We start from the raw sequence: 24811 nt of genomic DNA, 5'->3' as shown, positions 1-24811 counted from the left end.
TCGCCATCGGGGTTCAACTTGCCAACGAGGGATTACTGAAAGATGCGCAAGATCGTTATTGCAACCACCGCCGCTGTTGCGGCCCTCTCGCTCGCCGCCTGCTCTGAAAAGACCCAGGACGCGACCGAGGCCGCAGCCTCCTCCGCTGCCGATGACATGAGCGCGATGGCAACCGACGCCGCCGGCGCTGTCGACGACGCGGGCGATGCGATGTCCGGTGCTGCAAACGACGCCGCCGATGCCGCCAAGGATGCCGGTGCAGATGCTGCCGACGCAGCGGGCGACGCCGCATCGAGCGCCGAGCAGGCTGCCAAGGACGCGGAAGCGGAAATGGACAACCACACCAACTGAGCCCGAACGCTCAGTCTGGAGTGACGGCAAAGGCCCGTCGGACTTCGGTCCGGCGGGCCTTTCCTTTTACCTGGTGCGTCTTGCCGGCCCGGGCGCAATGCGCGCGAAAGCCAGATCCGGATGGACCGGGCCTGCGCCGGCGCATTCCTCAGCGCGAGGCAGTGCGGCGGTAGCTGGAGCTTTCGGTCAGGTAGCCGTCATAGACGGTGCGGGCGATCTGGGCGATGCGCGCCTCGCGGTTGGGGCGGCTGCCCTGCCCGGTCACATAGATGGCCACGGCGAAGGCATGGCCGTCGGGCGTCTGGATAATGCCGACGTCGCTGGACGTGTTGTTGAGCGAGCCGGTCTTGTGCGAAACGGTCACGCCATCGGGCATCATTGCCGGGATGCGGCGCCGGCCGGTGCGGCAACGGCTCATCGCCCCGAGGATGACGTCGCGGCTTTCCGCCTTCATCCACTTGCCGTCGTAGATGCCGTTCAGCAGCTTCACCATCGCCAGCGGCGTGGCGCTGTCGCGCTTGTCGATCACCTGTGCCGGATCGATCGCGCCGTCATCGCGAACCAGCGTGGCGATGTCGCGATCGAGGTGCCATTCCTCGATCCCCGCGACATTGTGCACCCAGTCGTTCACGGCCTTGGGTCCGCCCACGACCTTGAGCAGGGCGTCGGTCGCGTAGTTGTTGGAGCGGGTTATCATCTGTTCGATGAGATCGCGCGCCGATAGATAGGCGCCGGGCCGAACCGGCGCGATCGGGGTGGAAAACGGCGCCGAGGCGACCGGAACCATCAGCGGGAATTCGCTGGTCAGACTCCACTTGCCCTTCTCGACACCGGCCAGGAAAGTGGCGGCAATCGCGATCTTGCTGGTGCTGGCCATCGGGAAGCGCTGGTCGCCCAGCACTTCGATGGTGCGGCCAGTCGCAAGATCCACCGCCGCAACGCCGATGCGGCCCTTGGACGCTTCGGCCACCGAGGCCAGCTGCTTTTCGAACTGGGTCGAGTACGTCGGCGGACCGCGCAGCTCCGTCCCGAACAGCGAATCGAACGTCTGGCGTACTTCACCGATATCCTGCACCGTCGCGGTATCGCCCGCATGGGCAGGCGCAAGCGGCATCGTCGCCGCCAGCGCCATCGCGGCAGCGGCGGTCAGACGAGTGGCGCCACGCAGGCACCTTGCGATGAATGTGCTAGACCCGGTCATATCTCTTGAAGCCTAAAGCGTCCCAGTTCCGCAAATATGAAGGAAACGGCGGCGAACCGCCAGCCATTCGCGATGAATTGCCGGCATGCTGCGAGTAGTTGCGCAAAGCCGCAGTTTTACGCCGCCTTTGCGACGGATTCGTTCATCTGGGGGAAATGTTGCCGGACCCGCCCGGAACGGCCGTGAGCGGAACCCTTCGCACCTTTTCGCCGCCATGAACCCCAAAGAAAAGGGCCGGGAGGATCGCTCCTCCCGGCCCGTTTTCGTTCGGCAGATGGCCGGGCTGGCTTAGAAGCCGCCCATGCCACCCATGCCGCCCATGCCGCCCATGTCGGGCATCGGCATGGCGGGCTTGTCTTCCTTGGCTTCGCTGATCGCCGCTTCGGTGGTGATCAGCAGGCCGGCGACCGAAGCCGCGTCCTGCAGGGCAGTGCGAACGACCTTGGTCGGGTCGATGACGCCGGCAGCCACGAGGTTCTCGTAGGTGTCGGTAGCCGCGTTGAAGCCCTGGGTCTCGTCGTTTTCACGCAGCAGGTTGCCCGAGACGACCGCACCGTCGAAGCCGGCGTTGCTCGCGATCTGACGAACCGGAGCCATGATCGACTGGCGGATGATGTCCACGCCGCGGGTCTGGTCGTCGTTCTCGCCCTTGAGGCCTTCGAGAGCCTTGGTGGCGTAGAGCAGCGCGGTACCGCCACCGGGGACGATGCCTTCTTCAACGGCAGCGCGGGTAGCGTGGAGAGCGTCGTCGACGCGGTCCTTGCGCTCCTTCACTTCGACTTCCGAAGCGCCGCCCACCTTGATCACGGCAACGCCGCCAGCCAGCTTGGCAAGACGCTCCTGCAGCTTCTCGCGGTCGTAGTCCGAAGTGGTGACTTCGATCTGCGCACGGATCTGCTCGACGCGGGCCTTGATCTCTTCGGCCGAACCCGAACCATCGACGATGGTCGTGTTGTCCTTGTCGATCGTGACCTTCTTGGCTTCGCCCAGCATGTTGAGCGTCACGTTCTCGAGCTTGATGCCGAGGTCTTCCGAGATCATCTCACCGGCGGTCAGCGTGGCGATGTCGCCCAGCATGGCCTTGCGGCGATCGCCGAAGCCCGGAGCCTTGACGGCAGCAACCTTGAGGCCGCCGCGCAGCTTGTTGACCACCAGAGTGGCCAGGGCTTCGCCTTCGATGTCCTCTGCGATGATCAGCAGGGGACGGCCCGACTGAACAACGGCTTCGAGGATCGGAAGCATCGCCTGCAGGTTCGACAGCTTCTTTTCGTGGATCAGGATGTAGGGATTGTCGAGTTCGACAGTCATCTTGTCCGGGTTGGTGACGAAGTAGGGCGACAGGTAGCCGCGGTCGAACTGCATGCCTTCGACGACATCGAGTTCGAATTCGAGGCCCTTGGCCTCTTCCACGGTGATCACGCCTTCCTTGCCGACCTTTTCCATGGCTTCGGCGATCTTCTCGCCGACTTCACGGTCGCCATTGGCCGAGATCACGCCGACCTGGGCGATTTCCGCGTTGCCCGAGACGTCCTTCGAACGGCTCTTGAGGTTCTCGACGACCTTGGTCACGGCGAGGTCGATACCGCGCTTGAGGTCCATCGGGTTCATGCCGGCAGCAACCGACTTCATGCCTTCGCGAACGATCGCCTGGGCAAGAACGGTGGCGGTGGTGGTGCCGTCACCGGCCGCGTCGTTGGCCTTCGAGGCCACTTCGCGGATCATCTGCGCGCCCATGTTCTCGAACTTGTCCTTGAGTTCGATTTCCTTGGCGACGGTGACGCCGTCCTTGGTGATGCGCGGAGCGCCGAAGCTCTTCTCGATGACGACGTTGCGGCCCTTGGGCCCCAGGGTCACCTTGACGGCATTGGCGAGGGTGTCGACACCGGCGAGAATGCGCTCGCGGGCGTCGCGCGAGAACTTTACGTCCTTGGCTGCCATTGTAGAATTCCTTTTAGAATATCAGATGGATGGTTGCGTACAGGCTCAGGCGATGACGCCGAGAATGTCGCTTTCCTTCATGATCAGCAGGTCTTCACCGTCGACCTTGACTTCGGTGCCGGACCACTTGCCGAAGAGCACGCGATCGCCGACCTTGACGTCGAGCGGGGTAACCGTACCGTTTTCGGCGCGGGCGCCGTTGCCGGCAGCGACCACTTCACCCTCTGCGGGCTTTTCCTTGGCGCTGTCGGGGATGATGATGCCACCGGCCGTCTTTTCTTCGGCCTCAACGCGGCGCACGAGAACTCGATCGTGCAGCGGGCGGAAAGTCATTGGATACTCCCTAATCCTATGAGCAAGAATCTGGAATTGGCACTCCCGCTCTGAGAGTGCCAACGGCGGGGATATGGTCTCGCGCCCCGGAGGCGTCAAGCGGCTCGATGCTAAAAAATTTGCAAGCCGTTCCCGGAATCGGACGCAACCGCGCTCCGGCGGGGCGAAATGCCTGCGTTACGCGGGCACGAGACCGAAGCGATCGCGCCAGTGCCAGCGGGCGAGCAGCAGTATCGCCGCCACGGTCAGGCCGACGGCGAGGCCGATCCAGACGCCCACCCCTTCCAGCGGGGTCCAGAACGCAAGGACCACCGAAACCCCGAAACCGGCTGCCCAATAGCCGAAGATGGCGATGGTCATCGGCACCCGGGTGTCCTGGATGCCGCGCAGCGCCCCCGCGCCTACCGCCTGCAGTCCGTCGGTAAGCTGGAAAATTGCGGCGACGAACAGGTAGCGCAGGGCAAAGGCGATCAGCGCCGCATTCGCGGGCGCCGACACGTCGATGTAGGCCGAGAGGATCAGCTTCGGGAACGCCAGCATCGCGCCGGCCGAGGCCGAGGTGAACGCCAGACCGATGATGATCGCCGCCCAGCCGGCATGGCCGATGGCGAGGCGATTGGCCGCACCGTAGTGATAACCGACCCGGATCGTCGCGGCCTGGCCGATGCCGAACGGCACCTGGAAAGCGAAGGAAGCGATCTGCAGCGCAAGGGTGTGCGCGGCCAGTTGCGCCTCGCCGATGCGGCCCATCAGGAAGGCCGCCCCGCTGAACAGGCCGCCTTCCGCAATCAGCGTCAGCGCGATCGGTAGCCCGAGCGCGAGAATCTGGCGCAGGCGGCTCCACTCCGGCCGCCACCAGCGACCGAAGATGTGGAAGCGCCGCAGGTTGCGGTCCCGCGCGATTGCGATGGAGTAGGCCAGCACCGCAATGCAGGCGGTGATGATGCTCGACAGTGCCGAGCCCGTCAGCCCCAGAGCCGGCGCCCCGAAATGGCCGAAGACCAGCGTATAGTTGCCCAGCGCATTCACGAGGATCGACAGCGCGGTGATCAGCGTCGCGAAAACCGGCCGCCCCAGCGCCGAAACGAAGGTGCGCAGCACGTTGGACACCGCCATCGGCGTCATTGCGATCGACACAATCACGAGAAAATGACCCGCAAGCGCAGAGACTTCGGGGTCCTGACCGGTCGCCAGCATCAGCCACTCACCCTTCAGGCTGACGAGAAATCCGGCGATGCCGAGAATGACCGCCACCCACAGCGCCATGCGCGTCGAGCGACGCACTTCGCGCACTGCATTGCTGCGCCGCCCCAGTTCGGCGGCGATCAGCGGCGCGACCGCACTGGTAACCCCGTTCAGCCCCATCATCATCACTGCGATCAGAGCGATGGCAAGGCTCGACGCGGCAAGCGCCTGCTGGCCGAGCCGCGCCACGAAAATGACGTCGGTGGCAAAGACTGCCATCTGCAGCAGGTTGGCCAGCGCCAAGGGGCCCGCAAGACGCAGGGTGGCGCGCAATTCGCTGCGCAGAGTCGAGGAGCGGACCAACTTCGTCATTGCGGAGCGGCGCGATAGGCCGAGCGGCGAAACAACGGAAGCAAATTCCCATGGCAAGGCATTCTCGCGCCGGCTTGCGCTAGCTTTCATTCCCCGGATCAGTGCGATACGAATGCCCGCGAAGGAGAAATTTCAATGCGTTCCAGCTTCCTGCTTGCCCTTGCCCCTATGACGCTGCTCGCCGCATGCGGCGGCTCCGAGACCGAAGCCACGACCGATACCGCAACTCAGGACGCCGGGAGCGAACCGGCGCAACAGGCATCGAGCGAGGAAGCGGCTATCGCATCCGCAACGCCGGACGCTGCAACGCCGGACGCTGCCATGCAGAAGGATTCCATCCCTGAAGTGGCAGAAACGGCCAAGCCGCAAGCCGAAGCGAAGGCAACCGCGGCAGCACCTGCCGCCAAGATGGTATCGGCTGCGGCCACGGCGCCCGCCACGCCGCCCCCCTCCTTCACGCAGTGCAAGGTCTGTCACTCGGTCGAACCCGGCAAGAACGGCGTTGGCCCGACCCTTTTCGGCATCGTCGGCAGCAAGGCCGGTGAGGTCGCAGGCTACAACTTCTCGCCTGCACTTGCGAAGTCCGGGATCACCTGGAACCGCAGTACGCTGGACACCTGGTTGTCGGGTCCGCTCAAGATGGTTCCCGGCACCAAGATGGTCATCAGCCAGCCCGATGCCGCCAAGCGCAAGGAAATCATCGACTATCTCGAAACGCTGAAATAAGTCTCGCGGGCACGGGTCATTTCCCGATGAAAAGAGGGGCGGCGCGGAAGAGTTCCGGGCCGCCCCTTTTCAGTCGGGACACATCGCTTGCAGGGGCCTTCAGACTTGCTGGCCGAGTGCTTCGGGCGCCTTGGCCGGCGCTTCGGCCTTGGCGGGAATAGCGGCGGGCATCGCCGAACCGCTCGCATCGGCGGCATCGCAGGCGTCGGATGCCGCCTGGACCATCTTCGGGGCGGTGCCCGAACCCTCGGAGCTATAGGACACGGTACGGGTGCAGCCGTCTGCACTCGTCGTGGATGAATAGTAGGTCACGTGCATGCCCTGCGGCATGTCACCGACCATGGTGAAGCCGGGCGCGGCATTGCCGGCAACCGCAGGTGTCGCCGCTGCCTGCGCCTGCATCTGCGCGGCCTGCCGCTGCATGAGCGCGGCCCGCTGCATCATCGCATTCATCTGCGCATCCATGATGGCCGAGATGCGCTCCATGCCGGCGAAGGGATCCGCCATGAGCATCGTCTCTGGATCGGCGCTGGCCGGATAGGCCCGAAGGTCGGAGACGACCCGATCGACCGGGACGATTTCCACCTTGGGCACAATATCGCCGGTGTACTGGACATGGACCACCGCGCCATCGGGCGCTTCGACCTTCATCGAATGGAGCCTTGCCGTGGCGGCTTCGGCAACGCCGGCGCCAAGCACCGCCAGGATCGCGGCGCCGATCACATAATTGCGGGGGGCAATTCGCATTGAGGGATCTCCTGTGACTCAACCCGTTGCGAAGATGAAACTTATCCCCTCAACCTGAACCGCAGATTACCCGATGTTCAGCCGCCCTGTGCGAGCGCCGCGTTGCTGTAGCGCGGGTCCGATGTCACCTCGCGCCCGATCCATTCCGGCAGATCCACTGCTTCCTCGGCCGAGCCCAGCTCGATCTCGGCTAGGACCAGTCCTTCGTGCTCGCCGGCAAAGACGTCGATCTCCCAGGTCCGCCCGCCACCGGCCGGAACGAGGTGGCGTACCTTGTCGATGATCAGGCCGCGCCTCAGCTCCAGCATCGCCCGCGCATCCTCGAGCGGCACCTGATATTCGAACTCGGAGCGCGAAAGCGCCTTGCCGCCCGCCTTACCCCGGGACTTGATCGTCAGCTTGGCCCGATCCTCGTCGATGATGCGGATTCGCACGCCCGCCTTTCCGCCATTGGACAGGTAAGCCTGGCGGATGCGCTTCTTCGCGACGACCGCGCCGCGCCAGCCTTCGCCCTCGACCAGGAACTTGCGTTCGATCTCGATTGCCATGGCCCGCTCAGTCCCTCTTGTGCGCGGTCCCGGCGCGCCAGATCTGCCACAGGGACCACCAATACCCCTCGAGGTGCTCGGCCGACTGCGCGAGGATCCGCTCGATCAGGGGTTTGCTCGCCCGTTCGAGCGTCTCACGACGCTCCGAGGCGAGCGACTGCAGACTGGCCACCGCATGAGGATGCGCGCCACCGGCGTGAAGTTCGACCAGCCTCCGCTCGAAAACGGCAATGTCGTGATGGAGCCCCAGATTATCGGCCAGCAGGCTGAGTTGGGCCGCCCGCGCATTCATGATCTCGGGCCAGATCTGCACCAGCAGGCGCGTGTGATACCAGTGGTATTTCATGCGCTTACGCAGTTCATGGAAGTTTGCCGCGCTCGGATCGGCCGCCGCAACTTGCGCTGCCTTGCCAGCGCGGTGAAGAACCTTGCTCAGCCCTGCGCCGATCGCGTCCCAGCCCTTTTCCTCGACTGACCAGTCTGCGGCCTGCTCACGGCTCTCTTCAAGCAGGACCCGCACCTTCTCGAGATGGGCGTCTTCGACCTCGCCCTGCACGAGCCCGCTTCCCGCCGCTTCCAGCTCTTCCAGCACCGGTGCGAACATGTCCTGCCCCTGATCCCCCGGGGCATGCTCGATCAGCATCCTGCAGGTATCGGCCACGACCTTGGCATCGCGCGAGCCCGCCATGAGCCTGGCCATGTCCCGGAAACGGGTATTTTCAGCCGCATAGTCGGGAAACGCCGGCCGTACGAGGCGGATCAGCGCGCGGATCTTCTTGCAGGACTTGCGCACTTCGTGCGTGGCAACGGCCGCAGGTTCATGCTCGATCGCACTGAGCGCGCGGGCTGCCTGCTCGCGCGCGATGCGGCGCACGGCATGTTCCACCGAGCTGTCCCTGGCTTTGAAGCGGTAGGCCATGCGTCCCTTCAGCTGCCACGTGGGCGGGGATCGACCATGCCAAGAATCATGACGAAAGGGAACCGTGGTTGCTTTTCGCGGCGCGCGACGTTGCCGGGACAGCGAGCAGAACGGCGCGCAAAGAAAAAGGGCGGCCCCAATGGAGCCGCCCTTCCCTGTTTCGTTCCGAAAAATCCGGAAAGAAGATTACTTGAGCTCGACGGTGCCGCCGGCTTCTTCGATCTTCTTCTTGATCTCTTCGGCTTCAGCCTTGTTGACGCCTTCCTTGACGGGCTTGGGAGCGCCTTCAACGAGAGCCTTGGCTTCAGCGAGGCCCAGGCCGGTGATGGCGCGGACTTCCTTGATGACCTGGATCTTCTTGCCACCGTCGCCGGTGAGGACGACGTCGAATTCGGTCTTCTCTTCGACGGCAGCGGCTTCGCCACCGGCCGGAGCAGCGGCAACGGCCACGGCAGCAGCGGCGCTCACGCCCCATGCTTCTTCGAGAGCCTTGGCGAGGTCAGCGGCCTCGAGGACGGTCAGCTGCGACAGTTCTTCAACAAGCTTGGCGATATCGGCCATGATAATTAACTCCTGATCTGTGGTCCCGCCGGTGCCTCATGCAACCAGGCGGGATAAATCGTTTCGAATCGAATTGCTTCGACTTGCGCTCAGGCAGCGTCCTTGGCGGCGTAGGCGCCGAAGACACGGGCCAGCTTGGCCGCCGGAGCGGTCGAAAGCTGGGCGATCTTCGTGGCCGGAGCCTGGACGAGACCGATGAGCTTGGCGCGCAGTTCGTCGAGCGAGGGCATCGAGGCGAGAGCCTTGACGCCGTCCGCGTTCAGAACCTGCGAACCCATCGCGCCGCCGACGATCTCGATCTTGTCGGTCGTCTTGGCGAAATCGACGACGGCCTTGGCGGCTGCGACGGGGTCCACCGAAGTGGCGATGGCCGTCGGGCCGGTCAGGAAGTCGCCGATACCGACGTAGTCGGTGTCCGCGATGGCAAGCTTGGCAAGACGGTTCTTCGCAACCTTGTAGGACGCACCGGCTTCACGGATCTTGTTGCGCAGTTCGGTGGACTGGGCCACCGACATGCCGAGGTTGCGGGTGATGACCACCACGCCGACCTCGTTGAAGACCGCGTTGAGCTGGGCGACCGATTCGGCTTTCTGCGAACGATCCATGCCTTACTCCTTCACATGTGACCGCTTGGGGGTTTCGCCCCGCACGGCCGGCTACGTTTGTCCGAAGCGCAAAAGCACTTCGGGCGAGTCCGTTGTCGATGGGGAAGGAGTTCTCGTGCCGAAGCACGATCTGGGCACCACGCTTCGAAAAGGAGCGAGGGGCCGGAAAATTTCCTGTTCCCCGTCTAGGCTGGAAATTAAGCCGCAAAACGGCACCAACTGTCTCGGACGGATGATCGACAGGCGCAGGGCCTGCCGGTCGGAGCGGGCCATTGGCCGATTTGCACCGGAGAGTCAAGCAAAGCCGTGCGGCGCCGGACGGGGAAGTCGGGCGCCGCGCCGTTCTTGCGGATGGGTGGCCTCAGGCCTCCGAGGACGCCCCCGCGCCGACCGGCTCGTACCCCAACAGGTCCCCGGGCTGGCACTCCAGCTCGCGGCAGATCGCCTCGAGCGTGGAGAAACGGATCGCCTTGGCCTTGCCGGTCTTGAGGATCGAGAGGTTGGCCAGGGTAATCCCGATGCGCTCTGCCAGCTGCGTCAGGGTCATGCGGCGGGCGTAGAGCAGGTCATCGAGACGAACCACGATAGTGCCCCCATCGACTGTATCCTCGGGCATTAGACGGTTCCTTCCAGCTCGGCGCGCATCTCGGCGCCCTTACGGAAGACACGGGCAAGAATGAAGAGAATCAGCATCAGCAGCAGGCCATTGCCGTCGACCCCGCCATCGATCTGGAAATCGCCCTTGTCGGCGCCTACGCCTTCGGTGACCTTGTGGATCCACGTGCCGAGCCCGGAGATCGGCAGGCTGACAAGCTGTACCGCGAGCGAAAGCCACGCCATCCGGGTCAGCCGCGTCGCGTTGTCGGGCACGAAGGGATCGCCCTGCCCGACCGTATCAACGATGCGCTTGAGGTGCAGCAAGATCATGCCCAGCATCGCGAGCAGCGCGATGGCGAGGGCCAGCACCAGCTCCAGGAGCCAGCGGAACTGAACGAAATCGAAGCCAGGAGCATCCTTGCCCAATTCGACGGAGATCTGTCCGGGAAAGGCGAAGAGGCCGATCATTCCCGCCAGGCACCCCGCGGCGCCCACGCCCATCGCGACCATCAGGAAGTAAAGGATCCCCTTGGCGATCGACAGGAGGGGATCGTTGGCGAGGCGGGTGATGGCGTTCATGTCGGCAACCTCCTTTTCAGATCACATCAGCGTCGGCGCGACATAGCCGACGACGATCGCATCACCCCGGACGGAAGCGGCGGCTTGCACCGTGGCAGCCTGCGACGGGCTCGACAGGGTGGGAACCCAGAAGGCAGCCATGAAGGTAAGGGCCATGACGACGGCTGCGGGACGGGATGCGGCTTGCACGTTGTAAGTGGTCATTGTTCGTTCTCCGATATGTTCAATATCGATAATCAATAATTTTACACCGCCTTATTGTCAAATAATAATATTGAAAAACGATAATTCACTCATCGAATTACGGAAAAACAAGGACCTCAAGCCCGGCCTGGCGGCGGCAGCGCCTGGACCCGCGCGCCGAAAGCACGCGAAAAAACGGGGCGACTCGCTGGGAGTCGCCCCGTCGTCACCGGCCGCCCGAGGGATTGGCGGCTGGCGATCAGGCCTCGACCAGTGGGGGCGTAGGGGTGGAGGGCTTGGTCGCAGGCCGGTAGGTGCGCCAGTCGAAGGACTGGGCCATTCCCTGCTTTTGCAGGTGTTCGCGGTGCTGGAGCTGGATCCGCGCGCGGCGCAAGCGAGCCTTGCGCGAGGTGAAGGGGTTGCCGGCGTCCGGCGGCGCCGCTGCCATGCTTTCGAGCAGTTCGCGGCGCTCCTCACCGGTCGGAACCGGTCCGCTGTCTGCGACCGGGGCCTGGACCTTGCGCTCGAGCGGGCGACTTGCCGGGGCGGTCGCAGCAGGACTTCCCATGGCCGCCGAACCACCGGCCGTCATGGCCGCAGCCCTCGAAGCGTTCGACGCCGAAGCGGCAGCAGAGGCCGAGGCCGAGGCCGGGCGATAGGCGGCAGCGGGCTTGTACGACCCGGGCAAAGGCTCACGCGAGCGAGGCTGGCGAACCCGCTTGCGGCGCGAACGCATGGCCATGATGCCCGCACCGGCTATGCCTGCCGCGGCAAGCAGACCGAGAATCCCCTCGACGGGCAAGTCGCCGCCGTCATCGGCCGGGGGCGTATCGATCGCAGCGCCGGCATCGAGACCGGCATCGGCATCGGCATCGGCGTCGGGATCGGCAGGCGGGACCGTACCGAGCGGCGAGGCCGGCACCGGGTCTGCAACATCGCCCTGCGCAAGCGCGCCGTCGGCGGCCGTACCGACCCGGCCTTCGCTGGGCACGACAACCGGCTCCGCGGCGCGGCCTCGGCTTGCGCCGCGCGCGTTCGGTTCGCTTGCCGTCGTGCGCTGGGCCTGGCTGCGCTCTTCGGGGGCAGCATCCGCTGGACCGTTCGCAGCTGCGGAACTGGCGGTCGTGGTCTCGGGCTCAACCACGGGCGCCACCGGCATGACTACCGGCCGCGGAACCGATGCATCCCGTGCCGGCTGCGCCTGCGGGAGCACGATGCCAGGCTGGACCGCAGGCGGCTGCTCGGCTGAGTTCGTGACCGGGGCTGCCGATCTCGATGCGTCGACGGGCGAAGCGGTGTTCACGTCCTGCGGCAGGCTCAGCGCGGGCGCGGACGCCCCACTGTCCTGCGCCAGGACCGGCGTGGAACCAAGCACCAGGACAGCGGCAACCGCCGTCAGGGCGCGGGGCGAACGTGTGCGTACTTCTGTCATGCCCGGTACAATGCACGCCGACTTGAAAGAGTTACCGTCAAGACCGCCAATACAGGACAAGTCGACAGGCCAAATGCGACGAATTGATACTTGGACAGTCAGACACTGTAGTTGCCCTGTCAGCGCATGACAGTGCGTTCATTTGACGTTCACCGGAAAATCGCAGCCAACGCGTGAATATCGCATCGGATCAACGCCATGAATGCTCCACCGGTCGCTCGCGCACCGCAAATCCACCTGCCCCCGCTTCGCCTTCGCGAGGTGGCCATGGGATCGTTTGACAGTGCAGGGGCGCACTCCTATATGCACACCTCGCTCGGCGCTTCGAGCAAGGCGGGTCCATGCGCGGGGACACGTCCAGGAAGGAAGCGGTCCGGGTATTCATCTGACGCAGAGGCTGCAGGCCGCTTCGGACCCCGATGCTCGGGATTCCGGGCATGCCGAGCGGCCTTTTGGTGTTTCAGGTGATCCGTCCATCGGGCGGAAAATCGTCCTCGCGAAGACGAAATTTTTCCGGACCGTTCATCACGAATCGGTCCCTTTTGAGAAGCGAAGAGGCAAGAACCCCACATGGCGACCAAGCCCCTCGAACCCCGCCGCTCCGCGAAGAAGCGGATCCGCAAGATCTTCGGCGACATCCACGAAGTCGTCCAGATGCCCAACCTCATCGAGGTCCAGCGCGAGAGCTACGAGCAGTTCCTGCGTTCCGATCCTTCGGTCGGCTACGTTTCGGGCCTGGAAAAGACGCTGCGTTCGGTGTTCCCGATCCGTGACTTCGCCGGCACCAGCGAACTCGACTTCGTGCACTACGAACTGGAAGAGCCGAAGTACGACGTGACCGAGTGCCGCCAGCGCGGCATCACTTACGCGGCCCCGATGAAGGTCACGCTGCGCCTGATCGTGTTCGAGGTGGACCAGGAAACCGAGACCCGCTCCGTGCTCGATATCAAGGAGCAGGACGTGTACATGGGCGACATGCCGCTCATGACCGAGAACGGCACCTTCTTCATCAACGGCACCGAGCGCGTCATCGTTTCGCAGATGCACCGTTCGCCGGGCGTGCTGTTCGACCATGACCGCGGCAAGACGCACTCCTCGGGCAAGTTCCTCTTCGCTGCCCGCGTGATCCCGTATCGCGGTTCGTGGCTGGACTTCGAGTTCGACGCCAAGGACAACGTCAACGTTCGTATCGACCGCAAGCGCAAGCTGCCGGTCACCTCGCTGCTCTATGCCCTGGGCCTCGACAGCGAGCAGATCCTCGACCACTTCTACAACACCGTCACCTGGAAGCGCGGCGAAGGCGGCTGGCGCCTGCCCTTCACCCCCGAGCACTGGCGCGGCCTGAAGCCGGCCTTCGACATCGTCGATGCCAAGTCGGGCGAAGTCGTGTTCGGCGCCGGTCACAAGATCAGCCCGCGTGCCGCCAACAAGGCGCAGAAGGAGGGTCTTGAGGAACTCCTCATCCCGACCGAGGAAATCTTCGGCCGCTACATCGCCGAGGACATGATCGACGAGTCCACCGGCCGCATCTACATCGAGGCAGGCGACGAAGTAACGCCGGAAAACCTCGAGGTGATCGACGCTGCCGGCATCGACCAGCTCAACCTGCTGGACATCGACGACGTCAACACCGGTCCGTGGATCCGCAACACCATGAAGGTGGACAAGGCCGAGAACCGCGACATGGGTCTCGAGGCCATCTACAAGGTCATGCGCCCGGGCGAACCGCCGACGAAGGAAACCGCCGAAGCCCTGTTCGAAGGCCTGTTCTTCGACGGCGACCGCTATGACCTTTCGGCCGTCGGCCGCGTCAAGCTGAACATGCGCCTCGGCCTCGAAGTCGAGGACACCGTCACCACCCTGCGCACCGATGACATCCTCGCGGTGGTCAAGGAACTGGTGAATCTCAAGGACGGCAAGGGCGAGATCGACGACATCGACAATCTCGGCAACCGCCGCGTGCGTTCGGTGGGCGAGCTGCTGGAAAACCAGTACCGCGTCGGCCTGCTGCGCATGGAGCGCGCCGTCAAGGAACGCATGAGCTCGGTCGACGTCTCGACCGTGATGCCCAACGACCTCATCAACGCCAAGCCCGCCGTGGCTGCCGTTCGCGAGTTCTTCGGTTCCTCGCAGCTCTCGCAGTTCATGGACCAGACCAACCCGCTCTCGGAAGTCACCCACAAGCGCCGCGTCTCGGCGCTTGGCCCGGGCGGTCTGACCCGTGAGCGCGCCGGCTTCGAAGTCCGCGACGTTCACCCGACCCACTACGGCCGCATCTGCCCGATCGAGACGCCGGAAGGCCCGAACATCGGTCTGATCAACTCGCTGTCGACCTTCGCACGCGTCAACAAGTACGGCTTCATCGAAACCCCGTACCGCAAGGTCGTGGACGGCAAGGTCTCCGGCGAGGTCGTGTACCTCTCGGCGATGGAAGAGCAGAAGCACACCGTCGCGCAGGCTTCGGCCGAACTCAACACCGACGGTTCGTTCGTCGAGGAACTCGTCTCGGCTCGCCAGAACGGCGAATTCGTGATGAGCCCGCGCGACCAGATCACGCTGATGGACGTTTCGCCCAAGCAGCTCGTCTCGGTGGCCGCCTCGCTCATTCCGTTCCTGGAAAACGACGACGCCAACCGCGCTCTGATGGGCTCGAACATGCAGCGTCAGGCCGTTCCGCTCGTCAAGGCCGATGCGCCTTACGTCGGCACCGGCATGGAAGAGACCGTCGCCCGCGATTCCGGCGCCGCGATCTCTGCGCAGCGCGGCGGCGTGATCGACCAGGTCGACGCCACCCGTATCGTCATCCGCGCCGCGGGTGACATCGAGGCCGGCAAGTCGGGCGTCGACATCTACCGCCTGCAGAAGTTCGAGCGTTCGAACCAGTCGACCTGCATCAACCAGCGTCCGCTGGTGAAGGTGGGCGACGTCGTCGAGGCCGGCGACATCATCGCCGACGGCCCGTCGACCGAGTTCGGCGAACTGGCCCTGGGCCGCAACGTGCTGGTCGCGTTCATGCCCTGGAACGGCTACAACTACGAAGACTCCATCCTCATCTCCGAGCGGATCGTGAAGGACGACGTGTTCACGTCGATCCACATCGATGAGTTCGAAGTGATGGCCCGCGATACCAAGCTGGGTCCGGAAGACATCACCCGCGACATCCCGAACGTCGGCGAGGAAGCGCTGCGCAACCTCGACGAAGCGGGCATCGTCTACATCGGCGCCGAAGTGCACCCGGGTGACATCCTCGTCGGCAAGATCACCCCGAAGGGCGAAAGCCCGATGACGCCGGAAGAAAAGCTCCTGCGCGCCATCTTCGGTGAAAAGGCCTCGGACGTTCGCGACACCTCGCTGCGCCTGCCGCCGGGCGTTTCGGGCACCATTGTCGACGTGCGCGTCTTCAACCGCCACGGCATCGAGATCGACGACCGTACCCGCGCGATCCAGAACGAGGAAATCGAACGCCTCGCCAAGGACCGCGAGGACGAACGCGCCATCCTCAACCGTGCGACCTACAACCGCCTGCAGGAAATGCTGATCGGCCAGGTGGCCGCTTCGGCGCCCAAGGGCGTGAAGAAGGGCATCGAGATCGACGAGGCCATTCTCGGCGAAGTCGAGAAGCACGAATGGTGGAAGTTTGCGGTCGCCGACGACCACATGCAGTCGCAGCTCGAAGCGGTGAAGGCCCAGTACGACGCGACCGTCAAGGCCATCCAGGAGAAGTTCGAGGATCGCAAGGAGAAGCTCGAGCGCGGTGACGAACTCGCTCCGGGCGTACTCAAGATGGTCAAGGTCTTCGTTGCGGTGAAGCGCAAGCTGCAGCCGGGCGACAAGATGGCCGGTCGTCACGGTAACAAGGGTATCATCAGCCGCATCCTGCCGCAGGAGGACATGCCCTTCCTCGAGGACGGCACCCCGGTCGACTTCGTACTCAACCCGCTGGGCGTGCCTTCGCGCATGAACGTCGGGCAGATCTTCGAAACGCACCTCGGCTGGGCCGCTCGCGGCCTTGGCAGCAAGGTCGGCGAGGCGCTCGACGCATGGCGCGCCGCCAACCCCGACCCGGTTGCCGGTCAGCCGCCCGAAGCCGTGAAGGAAGTGCTCAAGGAGATCTACGGCGAGAACTACACCGCCGAGATCGACGCGCGCACGCCCGAGCAGATCGTGGAACTGGCGCAGAACGTGCGTGCCGGCGTGCCCATGGGCACCCCGGTGTTCGACGGCGCGGTGGAAGCTGACGTCTCGGCCATGCTCAAGCTCGCCGGGCTCGATGAATCGGGCCAGGTCACGCTCCTCGACGGCCGCACCGGCGAGGCGTTCGACCGCAAGGTCACTGTCGGCTACAAGTACGTGCTCAAGCTGCACCACCTTGTCGACGACAAGATCCACGCCCGTTCGATCGGCCCCTACTCGCTCGTCACCCAGCAGCCGCTGGGCGGTAAGGCGCAGTTCGGCGGCCAGCGCTTCGGTGAGATGGAGGTCTGGGCACTCCAGGCCTACGGTGCAGCCTACACGCTGCAGGAAATGCTCACCGTGAAGTCGGACGACGTGGTCGGCCGCACCAAGGTCTACGAAGCGATCGTCAAGGGCGACGACACCTTCGAGGCGGGCATCCCCGAGAGCTTCAACGTTCTCGTCAAGGAAATGCGCTCGCTGGGCCTCAACGTCGAGCTCAAGAGCCACGACGACGAGAACGACGACGGCCTGGCCGAAGCGGCGGAGTAACGGGATCGGGCGGGGCTTCCACGCTCCGCCCTCCCCTCTCCACCCGCCAAGAGAATTCACCCTGTTGGGGACTGAACTATGAACGACCTGACCAAATTCACCAACCAGATGGCGAAGCCCGAGACCTTCGATCAGATCCAGATCGGTCTCGCCTCCCCCGAGCGCATCCGCTCCTGGTCCTTCGGCGAGATCAAGAAGCCGGAAACCATCAACTACCGCACGTTCAAGCCGGAACGTGACGGCCTGTTCTGCGCGCGCATCTTCGGCCCCGTGAAGGACTACGAGTGCCTCTGCGGCAAGTACAAGCGCATGAAGTACAAGGGCGTCGTCTGCGAAAAGTGCGGCGTCGAAGTCACCGTCACCAAGGTGCGCCGCGAGCGCATGGGCCACATCGAGCTGGCCGCCCCGGTCGCGCACATCTGGTTCCTCAAGTCGCTGCCTTCGCGCATCGGCCTGCTGCTCGACATGCAGCTCAAGCAGCTTGAGCGCGTCCTCTACTTCGAGAGCTACATCGTCATCGAGCCGGGCCTGACCCCGCTAGAGAAGTTCCAGCTTCTTACCGAAGACGAAATGCTCGACGCCCAGGACGAATACGGCGAAGACGCCTTCTCGGCCGGGATCGGCGCCGAGGCGGTCAAGCAGATGCTCATGGAGCTCGACCTCGAGCAGGAGCGTGCCGACCTTCTCCAGGAGCTTGAGACGACCAAGTCGGAACTCAAGCCCAAGAAGATCATCAAGCGTCTCAAGGTCGTCGAATCGTTCATCGATTCGGGCAACCGTCCCGAGTGGATGATCCTTGAAGTCGTGCCGGTCATTCCGCCGGAACTGCGCCCGCTGGTTCCGCTGGACGGCGGCCGCTTCGCGACCTCGGACCTCAACGACCTCTACCGCCGCGTCATCAACCGCAACAACCGCCTGAAGCGCCTGATCGAACTGCGCGCGCCGGACATCATCGTGCGCAACGAAAAGCGCATGTTGCAGGAAGCCGTCGACGCCCTGTTCGACAACGGCCGCCGCGGCCGCGTCATTACGGGTGCCAACAAGCGTCCGCTCAAGTCGCTGTCCGACATGCTCAAGGGCAAGCAGGGCCGCTTCCGTCAGAACCTGCTCGGCAAGCGCGTCGACTATTCGGGCCGTTCGGTCATCGTGACCGGTCCGGAGCTCAAGCTGCACCAGTGCGGCCTGCCCAAGAAGATGGCGCTCGAACTGTTCAAGCCGTTCATCTACGCACGCCTCGATGCCAAGGGTCTCTCGATGACCCTCAAGCAGGCCAAGAAGTGGGTCGAGAAGGAACGCAAGGAAGTCTGGGACATCCTCGACGAGGTGATCCGCGAGCACCCGGTTCTGCTGAACCGCGCGCCGACCCTGCACCGCCTGGGCATCCAGGCCTTTGAACCGGTTCTCATCGAGGGCAAGGCGATCCAGCTGCACCCGCTCGTCTGCTCGGCCTTCAACGCCGACTTCGACGGTGACCAGATGGCCGTCCACGTTCCGCTCTCGCTGGAAGCCCAGCTCGAAGCGCGCGTGCTGATGATGTCGACCAACAACATCCTCTCGCCTGCAAACGGCAAGCCGATCATCGTGCCTTCGCAGGACATGGTGCTGGGCCTGTACTACCTGTCGATGGACCGCTCCGGCGATCCTGGCGAAGGCATGAAGTTCGGCGACATGGCCGAAGTGCACCAGGCGCTCTTCACCGGCGCCGTCACCCTGCACTCGAAGATCGAGGCCCGCGTGCCGCAGACCGACGAGGACGGGAACCAGTACATGAAGCGGTTCGAGACCACGCCGGGCCGCATGCTCATCGGCGAATGCCTGCCCAAGAGCCACAAGGTGCCCTTCGAAGTCGTCAACCGCCTTCTCACCAAGAAGGAAATCGGCGACGTCATCGACCAGGTGTACCGCCACACCGGCCAGAAGGACACGGTGCTGTTCGCCGACGCCATCATGACGCTCGGCTTCCGCAACGCGTTCAAGGCCGGCATCTCCTTCGGCAAGGATGACATGATCATTCCGGAATCGAAGGAAGCCCTGGTGGGCGAGACCAAGGACCTGGTTGCCGACTACGAGCAGCAGTACCAGGACGGCCTCATCACCCAGCAGGAAAAGTACAACAAGGTGATCGACGCCTGGAGCCGCTGCGGCGACCAGGTCGCGAACGCCATGATGGAAGAGCTTAAGGCGCTTCCGGTCGACCCTGAAACCGGCCGTCAGGCTCAGATCAACTCGATCTACATGATGAGCCACTCGGGCGCTCGTGGTAGCCCGGCCCAGATGAAGCAGCTTGGCGGTATGCGCGGCCTCATGGCCAAGCCGTCGGGCGAGATCATCGAAACGCCGATCATCTCGAACTTCAAGGAAGGCCTGACCGTCCTTGAGTACTTCAACTCCACCCACGGCGCCCGCAAGGGTCTCGCCGACACCGCGCTCAAGACGGCGAACTCGGGTTACCTGACCCGCCGTCTGGTCGATGTCTCGCAGGACTGCGTCGTCGTCGTCGAGGACTGCGGCACCGAACGTGCGCTGGAAATGCGCGCGATCGTCCAGGGCGGTTCGGTCATCGCCTCGCTGGCCGAGCGCATCCTGGGCCGTACCCTGGCCGAGGACATCGTCGACAAGGAAGGCGAAATCGTCGTCGCCAACGGCACGCTGCTCGACGAATCGGCGGTCAAGGCGATCGAAGGCGCTGGCGCGCAGTCGGCCCGCATCCGTTCGCCGCTGGTCTGCGAAGCGACCCAGGGCGTTTGCGGCAAGTGCTACGGCCGTGACCTCGCCCGCGGTACGCCGGTGAACATCGGCGAAGCGGTGGGCGTCATTGCCGCCCAGTCGATCGGTGAACCGGGCACGCAGCTGACGATGCGTACCTTCCACATCGGCGGCGCCGCGCAGCTCAACGAAACCAGCCACCTGGAATCGATCTGCGACGGTACCGTGCAGTATCGCGACATCCCGACGATCGTCGACAAGCGCGGCCGTCGCCTGTCGCTCGCCCGCAACGGCGAAGTCGTGGTGATCGATACCGAAGGCCGTGAGCGCGCCATGCACCGCGTGCCTTACGGTACGGTGCTGCTGCACACCGACGGGGCTACCGTGAAGGAAGGCGAACGCCTTGCCGAGTGGGACCCGTTCACCCTGCCGATCATCACCGAAACGGCAGGTGTGGTGAAGTATCAGGACCTGATCGACAGCCGCACGCTGACCGAACAGGTCGACGATGCCACCGGCATGACCAGCCGCGTCGTTACCGAAGACCGTTCGTCCAGCCGCTCGAAGAAGAAGGAAGACCTGCGTCCCCGCATCACCCTTCTCGACGACTCGTCGGGCGAGGCCGCACGCTACATGCTGGCGCCGGGTGCGACGCTCTCGGTCGAGGACGGCCAGACCGTCGAGGCCGGCGACATCATCGCCCGTGCATCGCGCGAAGCTGCCAAGACCCGCGACATCACCGGCGGTCTGCCGCGTGTTGCCGAGCTGTTCGAGGCCCGCAAGCCGAAGGACAATGCGGTCATCGCCAAGGTCTCGGGCCGCATCGAATTCGTTCGCGACTACAAGGCCAAGCGCAAGATCGCGATCATTCCCGAGGAAGGCGAACCCGTCGAGTACCTGATCCCCAAGAGCAAGGTGATCGACGTTCAGGAAGGCGACTTCGTCAAGAAGGGCGACAACCTGATCTCCGGCTCGCCGGATCCGCACGACATCCTCGAGGTCCTCGGCGTCGAGGCTCTGGCGGAATACCTCGTGTCGGAAATCCAGGAAGTCTATCGACTCCAGGGCGTGAAGATCAACGACAAGCACATCGAGGTGATCGTTCGCCAGATGCTGCAGAAGGTCGAGATCACCGACGGCGGCGACACCACGCTGCTGCCGGGCGAGCAGGTCGACTTCGAGGAAATGCTCGAGGTGAACAGCAAGCTCACGGGCGGCAAGAAGCCGGCCGAAGGCAAGCCGGTGCTGCTGGGCATCACCAAGGCCTCGCTGCAGACCCGTTCGTTCATCTCGGCGGCGTCGTTCCAGGAGACCACCCGCGTCCTCACCCAGGCCGCGGTCGAGGGCAAGAAGGACTCGCTCATCGGTCTCAAGGAAAACGTCATCGTCGGCCGCCTCATCCCGGCGGGCACCGGCGCGGGCATGAACCGCGTGCGCGTTGCCGCGTCGAGCCGCGACGCAGCCCTGCGCGCCTCCTATCGCAAGATGCAGGAAGCGCTCATCGCTGCCGACACGGCCGAGGAAGAGCATGCCGCAGAACTCAAGCGCGACCCGCTTGACGATCTGGGCGACGATCCGCTGGCGGCAGTCGAGGGCGAAACCCACGGCACCGACGCCGATGCGGGCGAATACCTGATCAAGGGCGACGAGGAAGGCGAGGCCTGAGCCTCACCCCTCCAGCCTGACAGGCGACAAACAGGGCCCCGCCGGAGCGATCCGGCGGGGCCTTTGCTTTGTCGGGCCTGCGGTTCAGCCCTGCCGTGACGGCCCGGTGATCGCCCCACGGTGATCGCGAATGTACCGCCTTGCGCCGCGCCCACCGTCATGCGTCATGATCGCGCGATGACTGCAACGATCCCCGGCGCCGCGCGGCGCGAATTTGCGCAGGGCTGGCCCGCAGTGCTGGCTGCGGCGCTGGCCATCAGCGTCGGCATGACCGGCATCGGCTTCTACTCTCTGGGACTCTTCGTGCAGCCGCTGCAGGACGAATTCGGGTGGAGCCGGGCGGCCGTTTCGGGTGCGGCGACATTCCAGCAGCTGGGCATCTTCCTCTCGGCCCCCGTCGTCGGTCGCCTGGCAGACCGCTTCGGCGCGCGCCGCATTGCCATTGTCAGCTACCTCGCCACTCCTGTCGCCCTCGTCCTGCTGGCCCAGGCCGGGCCGTCGATCCCGGCCTGGTACGCACTTTGGCTCATGGTCTCTCTGGCAGGCTGCGGAACGACGCCCGCGATCTGGGCCCGGGTCGTGTCGATCCGCTTCGATCGCGCAAGGGGCCTTGCGCTCGGCCTGATGCTGCTGGGTACGGGCGTAGCGGCAGTGCTGGCACCGGCCCTGCTGGGCCCGGTCTTCGTCGCTTACGGCTGGCGCAATGCAGTGCTGGCCATGGCCGCCGTGACGATCCTCATCGGCCTGCCGGTCAGCCTGCTCACGGGGCGAGAAACGCCGGATACAAAGACAGGTTCCCGGATCGGTCGCGGCCGCTTCGAGGCCAACCGAGCGACCCTTGTACTCATCGTCATCGGCTTCCTGCTCGGGCTGATCGTGGCCGGCCTCATCGTCCATCTCGTGCCGATGCTGGTTGATCGCGGCATAGCTTCGACCCAGGCGGCGCAAGTCGCGGCCAGCGTGGGCGTGGCGGTCCTCGCCGCGCGCGTAGTGGTCGGTTACCTCTTCGACCGCTTCCACGCTCCCTATGTCGCCAGCCTGTTCCTGCTTTCACCCGTCATCGCCAGCCTGCTGCTGCGCTTTGGCGGACCGGTCGTCCCCGCTGCGATGCTCCTCGGCCTCGCCGCCGGAGCCGAAGTCGACATGCTGGCCTATTTCACCAGCCGCTATGCCCGCCTCGAGAACTACGGCGCGACATATGGCGTCATCCTCGGCCTGTTCAGCTTCGGAGCCAGCTTCGGCCCCATGCTGTTCGGATGGTCGGTGGACGTCACCGGCAATTACGACATCGCCCTGGTGAGCTCGGCCCTGTTCCTCGCTGTCGTCGTCGTCCTGATCGCCACGCTCGGGCCCTATCGCAAAGAGGCAGCATAGGCTGGCCGGTCGCGGGTTCGACGGGCGACATATCCGGTTCGACCGGTGACATGGCCTTCGAGCGGGCGGAGCGGCATAGAGGCGCTCGCCCCCGCTCTCGCAAGGCCGGAACCGATGAAACGTCACGAGTCCCCTGTCAGCAGCGCCGCAGCCGCCTCGGTGATTGCCATGCTGGCCTTCGTGGTGTGGTCCGGCCTTGCGGAGTTCAGCGGGGCGTTCAGCAGCACCGCAGCGCTGCTCGGCGCGTGAGCGAGCCGGGGATCAGCTTACCGGTCCGATAACCAGGCGATCGTCCTCGATCCGCACCCCGCTCAGCTTCGAGAGGAACGACTGGCCGAGAAGCGAAACGTCGAGCCCCTCGGGAATGATCGCCGCCTCGACGTCACGCGCTTCGAAGCCGCCCAGTTCCAGGCGCTCCAGCCGGACCGGTACGCCATAGACCGGACCGCTTGCCCCGCGCCCGACCCCGACGAGATCCGAATCGTCCCACTCGAGGCCGATCGCCTGCGCATCGGCGCCCGTGAGAGCGACAATGCTGGCGCCCGTATCGACGAGAAAATGCGTGCGCGCATTGCCGACCATCGCATCGGCATAGAAATGACCGTCAGGTTCGCGCGGCAGCACGGTTTCGCCGGCCAGCCAGGCATCGCGGCGATTCTGCCGGACTTCGCGGCTCGCAACCTCGACAGGATTGATGCTGGCGGCAGGACGGCGCCCGTTGCCTGCCTCCAGTCCAGGCGCAATCCAGCCGACGACGGCGGCCGTCCCGACGAGAAGGATGATCGGTCCCTTGCGCATGGCCCGTGCAGGCTATGCGCCAAAGCCTTAAACCGGCGTAAAGCGCACGGCGAAGCGACGCAGGAGGGACTTACTCGGCCGCCTGGGCCTGCGCCTCGGCAGCCTCGATCTCCGCCGCCTTGGCTTCCACCAGCGAAACTATGTGATCGAGCATGTCATCGCTCTGCACATGGTGGTCGGTCACCCCGGAGAGATAGACCATGTGCTTGCCATTGCCACCGCCGGTAATGCCGATGTCGGTTTCGCGGGCTTCGCCCGGGCCATTGACCACGCAGCCCAGCACGGAAAGCGAAAGCGGCGTCTTGATGTGCTGCAGACGCGCCTCGAGCGCCTCGACCGTGCGGATCACGTCGAAGCCCTGGCGCGCGCAGGACGGGCAGGAAACGACGCGTACGCCGCGGGTGCGCAGGCCGAGCGCCTTGAGGATCTCGAAGCCGACGCGCACTTCCTCTTCCGGCTCGGCCGAAAGGGAGACGCGCAAGGTATCGCCGATACCGGCCCAGAGCAGGTTGCCGATGCCGATGGCCGACTTGACCGTGCCGCCGATCAGGCCGCCGGCTTCGGTGATGCCCAGATGCAGCGGGCAGTCCACCGCGTCGGCCAGCCCCTGGTAGGCGGCGACGGCAAGGAAAACGTCCGAGGCCTTCACGGCCACCTTGTACTCGTGGAAGTCGTGGTCCTGCAGCAGCTTGATGTGATCGAGCGCCGATTCGACCAGAGCTTCCGGGCACGGCTCCCCGTACTTTTCGAGCAGGTCCTTCTCGAGGCTGCCCGCGTTCACACCGATGCGGATGGCGCAGCCGTTGGCCTTGGCCGCGCGCACGACTTCGGCGACGCGCTCGTCCGAGCCGATGTTGCCCGGGTTGATGCGCAGGCAGGCCGCGCCCGCGTCCGCTGCCTCGAGCGCGCGCTTGTAGTGGAAATGAATGTCCGCGATCAGCGGAACCTGCGCTGCCCGGGCGATCTCGCGGAACGCCGTGGTGCTCTCGACATCGGGGCACGAGACGCGGATGAGATCGGCGCCCGCGTCCTCGCAGCGGCGGATCTGGTCGATCGTCGCGCGCGCGTCCGAGGTCGGCGTATTGGTCATGGTCTGCACGGTGATCGGGGCATCGCCGCCGACGGGAACGGTGCCGACCATGATCTGGCGGCTCTTGCGGCGCTCGATATCGCGCCAGGGTCGAATGGAAGACATGGCCGCTCCTATAGGCGCTTGGCGTGACGGTTTGAAGCACGTTTGCATTCTGCCGGGCCAAGCCGCGGATT

Annotated in this window: 21 protein-coding genes; 6 read left to right on the top strand and 15 right to left on the bottom strand. The window is 64.8% G+C overall.

Going from position 1 to position 24811, the window contains the following annotated elements; translation table 11 throughout:
- Window positions 1-42 precede the first annotated feature (42 nt).
- On the top strand, window positions 43-351 hold the full coding sequence (locus PP1Y_RS08215) for a hypothetical protein (protein ID WP_013831818.1): 309 nt from the start codon (window positions 43-45) through the stop codon (window positions 349-351).
- A 148-nt stretch (window positions 352-499) separates the two neighbouring features.
- On the opposite strand, the gene PP1Y_RS08210 is transcribed toward PP1Y_RS08215, so the two are convergent.
- The 4 genes from PP1Y_RS08210 to PP1Y_RS08195 all read right to left on the bottom strand — a co-directional run bounded on the left by PP1Y_RS08210 (window position 500) and on the right by PP1Y_RS08195 (window position 5380).
- Window positions 500-1465: a serine hydrolase gene (locus PP1Y_RS08210; RefSeq protein ID WP_013831817.1), complete on the bottom strand. Its 966-nt coding sequence runs from the start codon at window positions 1463-1465 to the stop codon at window positions 500-502.
- 375 nt (window positions 1466-1840) lie between these two features.
- Window positions 1841-3490, bottom strand: a complete 1650-nt coding sequence (groL, locus tag PP1Y_RS08205; RefSeq protein WP_013831816.1) for a chaperonin GroEL — start codon at window positions 3488-3490, stop codon at window positions 1841-1843.
- A gap of 45 nt (window positions 3491-3535) precedes the next feature.
- A complete protein-coding gene (groES, locus tag PP1Y_RS08200; RefSeq protein WP_007012467.1) occupies window positions 3536-3823 on the bottom strand; it encodes a co-chaperone GroES in 288 nt (95 codons plus the stop codon).
- Between the two features lie 177 nt (window positions 3824-4000).
- Window positions 4001-5380, bottom strand: a complete 1380-nt coding sequence (locus PP1Y_RS08195) for an MATE family efflux transporter (RefSeq protein WP_013831815.1) — start codon at window positions 5378-5380, stop codon at window positions 4001-4003.
- A 135-nt stretch (window positions 5381-5515) separates the two neighbouring features.
- Here PP1Y_RS08195 and PP1Y_RS26100 point away from each other — a divergent pair, with 135 nt between their 5' ends.
- Window positions 5516-6106 carry a cytochrome c family protein gene (locus tag PP1Y_RS26100; protein ID WP_232512583.1) on the top strand — a complete coding sequence of 197 codons (591 nt, stop codon included), beginning with the start codon at window positions 5516-5518 and terminating at the stop codon, window positions 6104-6106.
- A 99-nt stretch (window positions 6107-6205) separates the two neighbouring features.
- Here PP1Y_RS26100 and PP1Y_RS08185 read toward each other — a convergent pair whose 3' ends face one another.
- The 9 genes from PP1Y_RS08185 to PP1Y_RS08145 all read right to left on the bottom strand — a co-directional run bounded on the left by PP1Y_RS08185 (window position 6206) and on the right by PP1Y_RS08145 (window position 12277).
- Complete coding sequence (locus tag PP1Y_RS08185) at window positions 6206-6853, bottom strand: hypothetical protein (RefSeq protein ID WP_041558689.1); 648 nt, start codon at window positions 6851-6853, stop codon at window positions 6206-6208.
- A gap of 77 nt (window positions 6854-6930) precedes the next feature.
- Window positions 6931-7401, bottom strand: a complete 471-nt coding sequence (locus PP1Y_RS08180) for a CYTH domain-containing protein (protein WP_013831812.1) — start codon at window positions 7399-7401, stop codon at window positions 6931-6933.
- Window positions 7402-7408: 7 nt separating this feature from the next.
- Window positions 7409-8320 (bottom strand): CHAD domain-containing protein, encoded by a 912-nt coding sequence (locus PP1Y_RS08175; RefSeq protein ID WP_013831811.1) that lies wholly within the window; start codon window positions 8318-8320, stop codon window positions 7409-7411.
- A 186-nt stretch (window positions 8321-8506) separates the two neighbouring features.
- Entirely contained in the window at window positions 8507-8881 is a 375-nt protein-coding gene (gene rplL, locus PP1Y_RS08170; RefSeq protein ID WP_013831810.1) for a 50S ribosomal protein L7/L12, read from the bottom strand.
- An 89-nt stretch (window positions 8882-8970) separates the two neighbouring features.
- Window positions 8971-9486 carry a 50S ribosomal protein L10 gene (rplJ, locus tag PP1Y_RS08165; protein WP_013831809.1) on the bottom strand — a complete coding sequence of 172 codons (516 nt, stop codon included), beginning with the start codon at window positions 9484-9486 and terminating at the stop codon, window positions 8971-8973.
- Window positions 9487-9847: 361 nt separating this feature from the next.
- Complete coding sequence (locus PP1Y_RS08160) at window positions 9848-10102, bottom strand: helix-turn-helix transcriptional regulator (protein WP_013831808.1); 255 nt, start codon at window positions 10100-10102, stop codon at window positions 9848-9850.
- Window positions 10102-10662, bottom strand: a complete 561-nt coding sequence (locus tag PP1Y_RS08155) for a DUF2975 domain-containing protein (protein ID WP_013831807.1) — start codon at window positions 10660-10662, stop codon at window positions 10102-10104. The genes PP1Y_RS08160 and PP1Y_RS08155 overlap by 1 nt, the downstream gene beginning before the upstream one ends.
- A 21-nt stretch (window positions 10663-10683) precedes the next feature.
- Window positions 10684-10866: a hypothetical protein gene (locus PP1Y_RS08150; protein ID WP_041558688.1), complete on the bottom strand. Its 183-nt coding sequence runs from the start codon at window positions 10864-10866 to the stop codon at window positions 10684-10686.
- Window positions 10867-11104: 238 nt separating this feature from the next.
- Window positions 11105-12277: a hypothetical protein gene (locus PP1Y_RS08145; protein WP_041558687.1), complete on the bottom strand. Its 1173-nt coding sequence runs from the start codon at window positions 12275-12277 to the stop codon at window positions 11105-11107.
- A 570-nt stretch (window positions 12278-12847) separates the two neighbouring features.
- Between PP1Y_RS08145 and rpoB the strand changes: the two genes are divergently transcribed.
- The 4 genes from rpoB (at window position 12848) to PP1Y_RS26485 (ending at window position 22996) form a co-directional block, all read left to right on the top strand.
- A complete protein-coding gene (gene rpoB / locus PP1Y_RS08140; RefSeq protein ID WP_013831806.1) occupies window positions 12848-17002 on the top strand; it encodes a DNA-directed RNA polymerase subunit beta in 4155 nt (1384 codons plus the stop codon).
- Between the two features lie 78 nt (window positions 17003-17080).
- Window positions 17081-21373, top strand: a complete 4293-nt coding sequence (gene rpoC / locus PP1Y_RS08135; protein WP_013831805.1) for a DNA-directed RNA polymerase subunit beta' — start codon at window positions 17081-17083, stop codon at window positions 21371-21373.
- Between the two features lie 177 nt (window positions 21374-21550).
- Window positions 21551-22747, top strand: coding sequence for an MFS transporter (locus tag PP1Y_RS08130; RefSeq protein WP_013831804.1), 1197 nt, complete (start codon window positions 21551-21553; stop codon window positions 22745-22747).
- Window positions 22748-22861: 114 nt separating this feature from the next.
- Window positions 22862-22996 (top strand): hypothetical protein, encoded by a 135-nt coding sequence (locus tag PP1Y_RS26485; RefSeq protein ID WP_007012477.1) that lies wholly within the window; start codon window positions 22862-22864, stop codon window positions 22994-22996.
- A 12-nt stretch (window positions 22997-23008) separates the two neighbouring features.
- On the opposite strand, the gene PP1Y_RS08125 is transcribed toward PP1Y_RS26485, so the two are convergent.
- Both PP1Y_RS08125 and ispG read right to left on the bottom strand, forming a co-directional pair.
- Window positions 23009-23545, bottom strand: coding sequence for a TIGR02281 family clan AA aspartic protease (locus PP1Y_RS08125; RefSeq protein WP_013831803.1), 537 nt, complete (start codon window positions 23543-23545; stop codon window positions 23009-23011).
- Between the two features lie 70 nt (window positions 23546-23615).
- Window positions 23616-24740 carry a flavodoxin-dependent (E)-4-hydroxy-3-methylbut-2-enyl-diphosphate synthase gene (gene ispG, locus PP1Y_RS08120; RefSeq protein ID WP_041558686.1) on the bottom strand — a complete coding sequence of 375 codons (1125 nt, stop codon included), beginning with the start codon at window positions 24738-24740 and terminating at the stop codon, window positions 23616-23618.
- Window positions 24741-24811 lie beyond the last annotated feature (71 nt).

It is taken from the genome of Novosphingobium sp. PP1Y (assembly GCF_000253255.1).
Classification (GTDB): Bacteria; Pseudomonadota; Alphaproteobacteria; order Sphingomonadales; family Sphingomonadaceae; genus Novosphingobium.
This window is presented reverse-complemented; position numbering and strand designations above follow the sequence as displayed.